This window comes from Pedobacter sp. HMWF019, assembly GCF_003061025.1.
Classification (GTDB): Bacteria; Bacteroidota; Bacteroidia; order Sphingobacteriales; family Sphingobacteriaceae; genus Pedobacter.
Genome location: NZ_QAIL01000554.1, coordinates 1 through 11,709, shown reverse-complemented (window position 1 = coordinate 11,709; position 11,709 = coordinate 1). Strand labels below are relative to the sequence as shown.

The 11,709-nt window shown below is 39.9% G+C and carries 12 protein-coding genes; 6 read left to right on the top strand and 6 right to left on the bottom strand.

All coding sequences use genetic code 11. The features are described from left to right. Positions 1-32 precede the first annotated feature (32 nt). Entirely contained in the window at positions 33-599 is a 567-nt protein-coding gene (locus DBR11_RS27090; protein ID WP_108555669.1) for a YdeI family protein, read from the bottom strand. A 268-nt stretch (positions 600-867) separates the two neighbouring features. Here DBR11_RS27090 and DBR11_RS27085 point away from each other — a divergent pair, with 268 nt between their 5' ends. The 4 genes from DBR11_RS27085 to DBR11_RS27070 all read left to right on the top strand — a co-directional run bounded on the left by DBR11_RS27085 (position 868) and on the right by DBR11_RS27070 (position 4,648). Beyond that, entirely contained in the window at positions 868-1,080 is a 213-nt protein-coding gene (locus tag DBR11_RS27085; protein WP_108555668.1) for a hypothetical protein, read from the top strand. A gap of 94 nt (positions 1,081-1,174) precedes the next feature. Then, positions 1,175-1,540, top strand: coding sequence for a response regulator transcription factor (locus DBR11_RS27080; protein ID WP_108555684.1), 366 nt, complete (start codon positions 1,175-1,177; stop codon positions 1,538-1,540). A gap of 81 nt (positions 1,541-1,621) precedes the next feature. Next, a complete protein-coding gene (locus DBR11_RS27075) occupies positions 1,622-3,295 on the top strand; it encodes an ATP-binding protein (protein ID WP_108555667.1) in 1,674 nt (557 codons plus the stop codon). A gap of 192 nt (positions 3,296-3,487) precedes the next feature. Further along, positions 3,488-4,648 (top strand): DUF1015 family protein, encoded by a 1,161-nt coding sequence (locus DBR11_RS27070; protein WP_108555666.1) that lies wholly within the window; start codon positions 3,488-3,490, stop codon positions 4,646-4,648. A gap of 64 nt (positions 4,649-4,712) precedes the next feature. On the opposite strand, the gene DBR11_RS27065 is transcribed toward DBR11_RS27070, so the two are convergent. The 3 genes from DBR11_RS27065 to DBR11_RS27055 are packed head-to-tail and all read right to left on the bottom strand — an operon-like array spanning position 4,713 to position 8,683. Continuing rightward, a complete protein-coding gene (locus DBR11_RS27065) occupies positions 4,713-6,302 on the bottom strand; it encodes an MFS transporter (RefSeq protein WP_108555665.1) in 1,590 nt (529 codons plus the stop codon). After that, the gene (locus DBR11_RS27060) at positions 6,295-7,356 is read right to left on the bottom strand and encodes an HlyD family secretion protein (RefSeq protein WP_108555664.1); all 1,062 of its coding nucleotides are present in this window, start codon (positions 7,354-7,356) and stop codon (positions 6,295-6,297) included. Before DBR11_RS27060 ends, DBR11_RS27065 begins: the two co-directional genes overlap by 8 nt. A 10-nt stretch (positions 7,357-7,366) precedes the next feature. Continuing rightward, a complete protein-coding gene (locus DBR11_RS27055) occupies positions 7,367-8,683 on the bottom strand; it encodes a TolC family protein (RefSeq protein WP_108555663.1) in 1,317 nt (438 codons plus the stop codon). A 90-nt stretch (positions 8,684-8,773) separates the two neighbouring features. Between DBR11_RS27055 and DBR11_RS27050 the strand changes: the two genes are divergently transcribed. Beyond that, the gene (locus tag DBR11_RS27050) at positions 8,774-9,568 is read left to right on the top strand and encodes an AraC family transcriptional regulator (protein ID WP_108555662.1); all 795 of its coding nucleotides are present in this window, start codon (positions 8,774-8,776) and stop codon (positions 9,566-9,568) included. 19 nt (positions 9,569-9,587) lie between these two features. Here DBR11_RS27050 and DBR11_RS29775 read toward each other — a convergent pair whose 3' ends face one another. Next, complete coding sequence (locus DBR11_RS29775) at positions 9,588-9,755, bottom strand: hypothetical protein (RefSeq protein ID WP_158275394.1); 168 nt, start codon at positions 9,753-9,755, stop codon at positions 9,588-9,590. A gap of 230 nt (positions 9,756-9,985) precedes the next feature. Here DBR11_RS29775 and DBR11_RS27045 point away from each other — a divergent pair, with 230 nt between their 5' ends. After that, positions 9,986-11,275 carry a hypothetical protein gene (locus tag DBR11_RS27045; RefSeq protein WP_108555661.1) on the top strand — a complete coding sequence of 430 codons (1,290 nt, stop codon included), beginning with the start codon at positions 9,986-9,988 and terminating at the stop codon, positions 11,273-11,275. 128 nt (positions 11,276-11,403) lie between these two features. On the opposite strand, the gene DBR11_RS27040 is transcribed toward DBR11_RS27045, so the two are convergent. Next, on the bottom strand, positions 11,404-11,613 hold the full coding sequence (locus DBR11_RS27040) for an ATP-binding protein (protein ID WP_233260928.1): 210 nt from the start codon (positions 11,611-11,613) through the stop codon (positions 11,404-11,406). Positions 11,614-11,709: the final 96 nt, after the last annotated feature.

The following is an 11,709-nucleotide window of genomic DNA, read 5'->3' as shown; positions in this document are numbered from 1 at the left end:
AAGATACTCTGTACTTAACAATACAACTATTTTTATCGAGAAGCCCCAAACAAAAATTCACGGATCTCAGCAATGCGCTTCTTCCTGGTCTCCTCCTTACGTGCAACAACCAACCGCAGGAGTAGTTGCTTTTTCACAGACTTGCTTAAGCTGTCGAAATAAATTCTCGCAGCAGGCATCTCATCTAATACAACCAAGAGATCTTCAGGTATAATCAAAGCTTCTACACCATCCAACATTTCCCAGGAACCGTTTTGTTTGGCCATCTCGATACATTTTAAACCTGCACTTTTCATAAGCCCATTTATTTCGAGTAGTTCAACTTTATCTTTATTAATTTTAGACCAGGCACTTTTCACCTTCCTTTTACTAAAAAACTGCATATATCTCCCATCATCAATAGGCCTTGATCTGCTGTCTATCCAGCCAAAACAAAGCGCTTCCTCTACGGCTTCACTCCAATTGATTCTTTGCTTGTTAGCAACTTTTTTATCATAGATAAGCCATATGCTCTCTTTTTTATCATGATACTGATCAAGCCACTCCCGCCAATCGTTACGATTTTTCGGATAGAATGTATCTAACTGTTTATCTGCCATGTCTGATATTCAAATAAATTATTTTGCTTAAGCTAAGCCACAAAACTAAAAGCAATCAGTGACAACCCTATGTCACACAAAAACATCACAACCGATTTTTCAAAAAAATTAACTTAGATAAACAACAAAATAAAAAGAATGATGGCTCTATCTGCAACCACCTCCCGAATTTGCCGTTTCAACCCGCATTTTTGCCTATCTGCCCATTCCATATTTTCAAGCACATAAACTTCACGTAAATTCATTTTGTAATTTAATTGCTACAACTATGAACAATCTAAAAAACATCATTACCGGTCTACAAGTTACATTTGCTATAGCAACATTCCTCACTCTGGCCCTAAAAATGAATCAACAGATAGAAATCATATCCTTCCTAATGCTGAGCACATTTCTGTTCTTTACCTTTTTCCTCATCAGCCTGGATAGAAAACCCGCACCAAACAAAGTATACCAATTACTTAAAAAACAAAGGAACTAAGCCTCCCTAAAAAACATCTTTTTCAAAACTTCACAGAAAAGAAAACTATTTCTTGATCAAGGGGTTGTATCATTACCTTAAAAATGGATTGAACATGAAAAAGATACTTGTACTAGATGACAATCCTGATATTCTAGAGATCATCACCATCCTCTTAGAACTGGAAGGATATGAGATACGGACAATGGAAAATGGTCATGAAATCCATTACCAAATTAAAAACTTTCAACCCGATCTTCTCATCATTGATGTAATGCTGGGCGATTTAGATGGCCGTGATTTGTGTAATGTATTAAAGCAAAATTTTGCCACCTCCTCCATGCCTATCATTATGATCTCAGCCAGTCATGACCTTAACCTAAAGAACAAAAAGAGGGCCTGTAAACCCGACGACTTCCTGGCCAAACCCTTCGATATTCAGTCACTAATTGATAAAGTTGCCTTTCAATTGGCCAGTTAGCTATATTTATGACATTCTTGTTTAACTTTTAATGAATTTTGTTTAGCTATTTGTATATTTATCGAGATTTATTCTTCTCCCATGATCGAAAATACCTTTGGAATGAACATTATTCCCGAGAATGATGCTGAAAGATTAGTAGCACTAAGACGCTACAGGATCATGGATACCCCTTCAGAAGCCTCATTTGATAATATTGCCAGTCTTTGTACCAAGATATTTAACGTCCCCATCTCCCTGGTTTCCCTTGTGGATGCAGAGCGTGTTTTCTTTAAGGCTAATGTAGGAATGGGAAAAGCAAAGGAAGCCAACCGAGGTAAAAGTCTTTGTGCGCTTGCAGTACTGGACCATGAAATTACGCTTTTTAAAGATGCATTTGAAGAGCCATGCCTCATGGCCAACCCCAATGTGGTGGGAGATTTTGGCCTGCGCTTTTACGCTGGAGCACCCTTAATTACTCACGATGATTTCCTGATCGGTACGCTTTGCATTATTGATCAAAAACCAAGAGAATTTTCCGAGCAGGAAAAAGTCATCCTTGCAGGTATGGCCAAATCCGTCATGGATCAAATTGAACTTCGCATCTCAGCATTGGAAGAGATAGAAAATCACCAATCAACAAATTCCCTGCTTCTCGAACAACAAGAAGAGCTACAGGTCATGAATGAGGAACTTACAGCTTCCAATGAAGAACAAATCCAGGCAAGAAAGGCTGTCGAAGAGATCAACCAGCGTTTACAGATTGCCCTGGATGCCAGTAAATTGGGTTCTACAGAAGTTGACCTCGCCACTGGATCGATGCAAAGCACAGACCAGTTTAAAGCCAATTATGGCTATAGCAAAGAAGAAACCTTTACATACGCTGACCTGTTTAATGCAATGTTGCCCGAATACCGCGACCGCGTAAAGGGACTGGTTCAGGAGTCTATTGCCAAAAATGAAATTTACCGCGCAGAATATCCCGTGAAATGGCGCGATGGTTCTATTCACTGGATCAGCGCACATGGCCGGCCAAGATATGATGAGGACGGCAAAGCGAATCGGATGGTGGGGATGACAGCTGATATTACTGAAAGCAAATTATTTGAACAGCGTAAAGATGATTTTTTGAGTATTGCAAGCCATGAACTAAAAACTCCAATCACAACATTAAGAGCTTCTTTGCAATTGTTGCATAGGATTAAAGACAAACCTTCATCACCAATCCATCTAAAACTGATTGAGCAATCTAACAGGAGCATGGAAAAGATGAGCGTACTGGTTGATGACCTGCTGAACATGAACAGACTCACTCAAGGCCAACTGGAATTGAGCAAAACAACCTTTAACATATTTGAAATGCTCAGTCTTTGCTGCAATCATGTGCGGCTTGAGGGAAAATACGAGTTAATCGTTGAAGGAGACACAGATTTAATAATCCATGCAGATGAACACCGCATCGAACAAGTAGTCATCAATTTCGTAAACAACGCAGTTAAATATGCTCCGGATTCCAAAGAAATACACCTTTCTATAGAAAATTTAGGTCACTATGCTAAAGTCTCGGTAAAAGATAAAGGTCCGGGTATAGAAAGCGATATTCTTCCAAATCTTTTTGACAGATACTATCGTGTGAACTACAACAGTCAAAACTATACCGGATTAGGACTTGGGTTATACATCTGCTCAGAAATCATCAAAAGACACGGAGGGAAAATTGGCGCCGAAAGCGAACTTGGTGTTGGTAGCGTATTTTGGTTCACAATACCTATATAGACCCAATACCACTATCAGAACAAAATTCTTCCAGAGCAAAAAATATCCAGCCCAACAAAATTTTATAAGGCACACGAAGTCCTTAATAGAAAATTGTCCCAAAATAAGCCAATCATTAAACAATAATAATCTAAACAACAGAACTTTACACCACTAAAACTACTCCTATATAACCGAATATTAAGATAGACCATGAAGATAAAAGCCTTTAACGCTCTGCACCCTGAACCTGCCTGGTATAACAGTATGATGAGCGGAACTGCAGAGCGGAAGCATTTTAGGCAAACGCTGGAACCAGCACAAAATAATTCGGTATCATTTGAGGCCTGCAAGATTAATTTGGAGGTTCTTAAAAACCTGGGTAGATACAGGCAGGAAGAGGTACCTGGGATTTATATTTATGAAAAAGAAACCGCATACGGATCACAATTCGGAGTTTGGGTGCAAACCAGTCTGGAAGATATGATCAGCGGCAATATTGTTACCCACGAACGTACCCTCGAAGAAAGAGAAGATCGCTTAAAAGCCTACCGAAAGGGTCTTGGAATAGAAGGCAGCCCAATACTTCTCACCTATCGTAAACATTCAACAATGACCCAACTGATTGAAAAAGTTGCCGCCTTTCCACCCATAGTTACCCTGGTACAGGACCGCTGCAGTCATAAAGTTTGGAAAATACGGTCGCAGGAAACGATCCAGGAATTTACAAGCGCATTTCAGCATATCAAACACGCCTATGTAGCTGACGGGCACCACCGTTTGGCAGTTGCGGCGGCAGAGCATCAATTTAGCCCCCAGTGGATCAGTACACTCTATGTGTCCAGTGGCCAGATCAGTTGCCGGGAATTCCACCGTATGGTATGCCCTGAGCTTCCCCTGGAGACCAATCTATTACTTGAAAAGCTGAGCAAACAATTCTACATCTCCGAAGTACCGAATAATGCCGCCTATAAACCTTCAAGATCGCACCGGTTTGGCATGCAGCATAAAGGTATCTGGTACCAGCTCGACCTGAAACCAGAATACATCAACGAACTCTTGGACGTACAATTCCTTCAGGAAATGGTACTTAGTCCTTTGTTTGGCATTCATGACCCAACAACAGATCAACGCCTTCGCAATTTTCCTGCAAATAAATGGGAAGAGCTGCTCGATGTACAACAACAGGAATCTGAGTCTGTAACCTTCACCCTATTTCCCATGAGCGCAGAAGCACTTATTCAGCAGGCAGATAAACAAAATGACTTACCTCCAAAAAGCACCTATATAGAACCCAAAGTACCATTTGGTTTGCTGCTGTATCAAAACGAGATGACAGAAAAAATACATTCTTCTAATCCAGCATTACAGTAGGCGCCCTACCAAACTTCCTCTTAAAAGAATGCGGGAAATGAGAAAGACTTTCTGCATACCCAGTTTAATAGGGCACAAACCTGCTCCTAAAAGCAAGAATTACTCTTTTTGCCCGAGGAACAAACAATATAGCCAGAATCAAAACCACTAAGGCCCAAATCATAGCCGCATAATAATCCATAGATGCACGCAATGTAACCTGTTCACCAATCATCCTGTTCAAGATACCAGAAGACAACGATTTCACCGTTTTTGCATCCTGTCCTCCCATGGCAACATGCTCCTGGATACGAGTCACTGTTTCGCTCAAAGCAGGGTTCAGATCCGTAATATTTGCCCCAAACCAGTTGTAATGCATACTCTTATTGTATAACTGAAAATAATTAGCAAGAGAAATGCTGGTACAAAAACCTATAAAGCGAAACCCAATTCCCAGGAATGAAACTGACCCCACCAGCGGTGCCGGAACTGATGAAGCCGTAAACAGCACAATTGGTACAAATAAAGCACCCGATCCCAAGCCCTGCATAAAGAATGGCATGAAGAAATCGCTGGTAGAAGAAACGCTGGAAAACAGAAAATACATCTGTATATGATAAAGTAAAAGACAGGAAAATCCAGCAACCAGAATTTCCTTTATAGAGGTTCCATAAAGTACAAAGCGGGAGGAAACAAACATACCCACAACAATTCCAACAATGTTAATCACCCAGATCGGAGTAAGATGAATAGGATCAACACCCAGTATCCCCTGCAAATAAGCATATGCAAAACCCGTTGTTCCTTTAAAAATATAATACACCATCAATAGCAGTAAGCCGTTTCTGAAATTCGCAAAACTGAATAATCTCAGATTTACAAAAGGTCTTTTTAAATGAAATTGGCGCAAAGTAAAAAGGGCCGTTGCAGCAATTATAATTAGGCAAAGGTTAGCGATCAGCGGACTATCCAGCCAATTGAGCTGTTGTCCGTATACAAAAACATAGCCCACACCGCAGAAAATGACCGTATAGAAAATGTAACTCACCCAGTCTAACTGATACAGGGGCAGCCTTTTCCTAAAGCGTACATTATTGCTGAGGAGCAACAACAACACCACGCCAGGTACCTCCAGAACAATCAAAGCATAGAATAACCTGTTAAACTCAAAATAATGAAGCAACCAACTGCAGAATATGGCACAGCCTGGAATAGACACCTGCAGGGCTCCATAAAAAATAGAATATCCTATTGTTTTTGCACGGGCAGAATGAATCCTCGGAAAGATCAAGTTCATACAAATACTGCAAAAAATCGCACATACTGCACCTTGAATGAAACGGCAGATCATAAAAATCGTGATGTTCCTGGTTAAAGCGCAAATCAGATAGGTAATCGTATTCAGCATCACACCAAGAATAAAATACTGCCTTGGTGCAAAATATTTCACAAAACGATCGTCAATAGGCAGGATGGCCACCAATGCAGCATACATCATTATTACAGAATATTGAACATCTGCAGGCTCCATGCCATAATATCCTGCCGTTTCAGCTGTATTACTGAAGTAAAGGGCAAATGCGACAAGAGCAGGCAAAAGTACCAGAAAGATAGTCGACCGGATCAGCCATTCAGGGGCCCAGGTTTTAAAAATCGGTAAATGATCCTTATTCATGATTTTCTTTTTTGATGGACACGTTTGCATTCATTCCTGCCGACAACATCGCGATCTTTGAACGCTCATCGGTTAGTTTAATACGTATTGGAATACGCTGTATAATTTTAACAAAGTTTCCTGTAGCATTATCCGGCGGCAACAGCGAATATCTAGATCCCGTTGCAGGCGAGACAGACTCTATTTCTCCATTAAATTCTTTGTCAGGGAATGCATCCACCGTAACCATGGCTTTTTGGCCAGCCTTAAATTTACCAATTTGCGTCTCTTTGAAATTGGCAACAATCCACTTTCCCCCTTCCTCATTAATGATAAACGTCATCGTCTGCCCTGCCTCAACCAATTGTCCTTCCTGAATGACCTTTTTACCTACTTTACCCCTGTAAGGTGCAGTGATCACCGTATAGCCAAGTTCCAACTTATTTCGGTTTAAAACATACTGCCGTCTTTTAATTTCTGCAAGTACCGATACTTTCTGCGCCTCCACATCTTTAATTTTGGACAGAGCTGCCTTATAAGTATTTACTACTGCCTGGTATTCAGAGATCGCAATATCCAACGCCGTCTTTACATTATCAAAATGCTGCTGTGTAGTCGATTCTTCTTTCAACAAGTTTTGATAACGATAAAACTCCTGCTGCTGCCTCACCATTTTTGCCCGGGCCGCGTCAATTTGAGACAAGCCTATAGTCGCATTGCTTTTCAGCGTACTGATATTCGCTTCCAGAATACCAGTTTGGGACTTTGCATTTTCAAGCGCAGCCCCTGCTTCATCCTGCTGTACACGATATTCACTATTGTCTATAACCAGCAGTGTATCACCTTCGTTTACCTGCTGATTTTCTATGAAACAGATTTTTTTAATATATCCACCAACTTTTGCATTGATTGGGTTCACATATTCTTCCACCTGTGCATCATTAGTCTGTTGGTATCTCAGCATTGTCCTTATCAGGCTAATGCCCCATAAACCCAGGCCACATAGAACAACAATGGCAATCCCTCTAGTAACTTTAACAACGATTTTATCTATTTTATTCGGTTTTATATTCATCTTATTGCGTTTAAATTTTTCCTATTATTCTTTGTAACTGGTAAAACTGTACCTGTGCACTCACTTCTGCTGAGGTTAGATCAAATTTCGATTGAAGAAGTTGGGTTTCAGCATCCAGCAGATCTGTTAAGAGCGATTGCTGATTAAAATAACTGCTTTTCAGAATCCTCAATGCTTCCGTAGCCTGTGTAATATTTTTCTTGGCGACCTCAATCCGTTCTAGTGCTTCAGTATAGTGCAGATAGGCGGCCCTCACCGCATTTCTGATTTCATCCTGTTTAATTTCATGATGCACGATCTGTTCGTTCCTTTTAATATCAGCCACCTCTTTTTTATACTTGTTCAGATAAAGACCGGAAATGGGCATACTTATTTTTACACCCGCCTGTCCAATGCCAAAAAGTGCATCTGAATAAGGATAAAACTGCGATTGTGGGTAGGTATAACCATAGGAAGTAAAGAAGTCTGCTTTAGGCAGTATAATTGATTTCACCTGCTTCAGATTCAAATTACTCAGAGCAACTGCATTTTCTGAAAGCCTGAACTCAAAGGAGTTTTTATAAGCGATGGCCAGATAATCTTCATAACTTAAAGCATAAGGCTCCACAAGTTCAATATTTTCAACAACGGGATCCAGGGTTGCCTGATCTGCACGGCCCATGATAATGTTTAACTGCTGAACCGATAATGTAATATTGTTTTCTATTTCGGAAAGCAGCATTTTTTGATTGGAGATTTTCAGCTCTGCCCGCAACAGATCACTTTTCAATACAGTTCCATTTTTATACAAATGACCAATTTCTGTCAGTTGCTTTTCCTCATAAACAATTTCCTGCACTGTAAGCTTTTTAAGCTGCAGGTTTCTTATAAGTTCATAGAAGTAGGAAGCACTTTTAAACTTCACATCGGCCAGTGAAAGCTGCTGTTGGTTCAATGTTGCCTCAAGTTCAACTTTTTTAATACTGATCTCCCTTCTTGCTTTTCCACCATGATACAAGTTGAGCGAAGCTTCTGCACCAATACTGTACGATTGGTTGATGACCGGAGCAACAGTTGGCCGGTGAAAAATGCCGTTTTCATAGATCGGCATATTCGTGAGCCTGGAATAGGAACCATTTGCATTGATCTCAGGAAGCCGTTCGCTTTTGGCATCTTTCAATAATACTTCTCCCTTACCTACCTCTAACCTACTGAACTTTAATTCTTTATTGTGTTCTATTGCCTTTCCCCAAACCTCATGCAGGGTAAACAGGCTATCCTGGGCGTTTCCAGACTGACTGCAAAGCAACAATCCAAGAAAATATACGATTGATAATTGATGTCTCATTTCTAATTCTAATGATGCACCACAAAATTATCCTACACGAGAAACAAAGGTTTTATATAATAGGCCAATATTTTACTTATTTTAGCCATTATGGATTTGCTGAAAAAGTTTGAAAGAGAAATTGATCTTGATAAAGACGCCATTTACATTATGAAAGAACAGCTGGAGCATCGCTTTCCAGCACATAAACATAATAAAGGCCAGCTTCTATTGGTTTCAGGAGGCATAGCCTACCTAAAAACACTGGAGAAAGAATATTATATCCCCTCTCAGCATTATGTATGGATTCCTAAAGGCATGATGCACAACGTAAAATTCAACACTGGTGAACTCACCATTTTAAACATTTATTTCAGAGATGAGCTAACCTCAGAACACCAGCTTTATAACGAACTCGGTATTTATCCCGTTAGCAGTTTACTCCGGGAAATGATCAGTTTTTCAGAAAACTGGCAAGGCGTGATATTGCCTGGAAGTTGGGAATACGAATTCCTCACCACGATGAAACATTTACTTGCCCACTCCCCCGGCAAGAGATTTTCTATACTCCTGCCAACAACAGAAGAAAAACGTCTGTTGGAAATAACAACCTATTTACACGAACACCTGCAAGAACCTTTAACACTGCCTCTGGTAGCTTTACAATTTGGCATAAGTGTAAGAAACCTGACCCGGCTATTTCAGCAACACCTAAACATTTCCTTCCTTCAATACCTTAAAATGCTACGCATGATCAAAGCAATGGAACTGCTAATGGGTAAAGAAAAAAACATAAGCGAAGTAACTTATGAAGTTGGTTATTCCAGCATCGCCGCATTCAGTAACACCTTCCAGCAACTGGTTAATATGCGACCAAGTGAGTTTCAAAAGGTAATGAAAAGCTAAATCCCTGTCAAAATGATTACTACCTCAACTCCAACACAGATCTCATACTATTGTTGATCATGCCTCGTATTGGAATAGATCCCTTATTTTTACCCGCCTCCCTGAAAAGATCCTTAAGGACACTGTCAGGAACAAAAACATAAGGATTTATTCCGATGATCTCTATACTCGCACTGAATTTATTCATTACCTAATAATTCAAATAAAAGACCGATACCATGTAAGTCCTACTATTATCCCAACATAATTAAGTGATTGTTAGATTAGAAAGATCAAGCTCCACTTAACTCCTTAATAGCTCCATAGGTATCAAAAAAATACACATCACTTAAAATTTTTACATTTTTTATTATTTTAGTCACAAAAAAAAATGAGAAAGGCTCATCTACCCCTTGATCATTATATAATTATACTACAATGAAAATACGTACCCTCATCTTGGCGTTCAGCCTTCTTCCCCTAGTCGTTTTTTGTCAAAAAACCGTTATTCCCGGTAGCTCAGACATCAATACCGCTCATCTAAAACCCGAAAAATCCTTGTACACGGTCTATTATGTAAAAGACACCAGCTGGACAAAAATGGGCTCCCTTGCTTACGACATATCCTTTTCCGGTAACCAGTTAACACTAATTTACACCTATACAAACAAGGATAAAGCCTGGTCCAAACAACGAATCTCTATTGCTGATGCAAAAACCCTAAAACCAATCAGCTATAAATCAGATGGTACAGAAAACAAATTAGACCTGAATTTTGGAGAGACCATAAAAGGGACATATTACTCCAAAAAAACAAAAAAAAACAAACAGGTCAATTTACACCCCAAAGGCCCATATATAGAATTCAATCTGGCAGATCATCTAATTACAACCCTGCCACTTGAAGTAGGCTACAAAGCCGTCATACCAGAGTTCTATTACATGGACAATTCCGACACCTTAATCACAAACTATATTGTTAAAGAAGTGAAAAGCTATGTCTATCACTCCCCCAGCACCGGAAATCATAACTCATGGTTAGCCACTGTAGTAGAAGAAAGCACCGGTGCCATTTACAATTATGTTGTAGACAAAAAAGACTACCGTCTTTGGCAAAGGGAAATGTCAATGGGAAAAGGAATGTGGGAAATTTGTGTAAACGAAGAGATTGACTATCAACCCATCAAAAATAGGTTCGATAAACAAAGAGCTGTTCAGCAGATTGCAAAGGGCAGCAGTGTCATTATCGGAACCGCTTTCGCTAAGGATAATTCCGGTAAAAAACTTGGTGGTTTGGTCAACACCTCCAAAAAGCAGTTTGCTCCAAGAGGTACAGAAATTACGCTCTTCCCAAACTCAGCCTATTATGAGGAATGGCTCTCAGTAAACAAAAAAATCAAAAAGGAGAAAAAAATGGCAGAGGTCCCTTTGGATCCGGATTTTGGTTTCGGTGTCAAAAAAGCCAAAGTATACGACGACCAGGGCCATTTTGAATTTGCTGATTTAATGCCAGGCACCTATGTCATCATGGCCAGCTTTGATTTTACAAATTCCTACAACTATTCCTACGTTTCAGGCTATACAAACTATTACAACTATTGGGGCTATACCGGCTCCAGTACAAACTATGGCAGCGCCAGACAGAACTATCAGGACAAGGCACACGTAGAAAAACAAGTGAGCATAGACAAAGACGGCGAGAAAAAAGAAATCAGTCTAAGAGAATAATTATGCCGCCTGGCATTTACAGTTCCCTTCCAGATCACCCACAAAAAAAAAGTCTACACCTCTTTTATCACCTCAGGGCCTGAAGCTTTTCACATAAGGTCCAGTGAGAAAAGAAGTGCAGACTTTTTTCACTCAAGCCCAATCAATGGCAAACTAAAAGTAAAAGTAGATCCAGACCCAAAAACACTTTTCGCAGAAATCTCCCCCATATGCCGCTGAATAATTTCCCTACATAGGTAAAGACCAATTCCAAAACCCGAAATAGAGAACATCTGGCTTCCTTCAACACGATAATAACGATCAAAGATCCTTAACAGATCATCAGGTTTAATCCCCATCCCCTTGTTGGAATTGCAACAATAAAGTAGACATTCGGTTAAGCTGCAATATTTTGTTTGTTTAAGTTTCTACCAAACTCCTCCGGAGACAAGTAC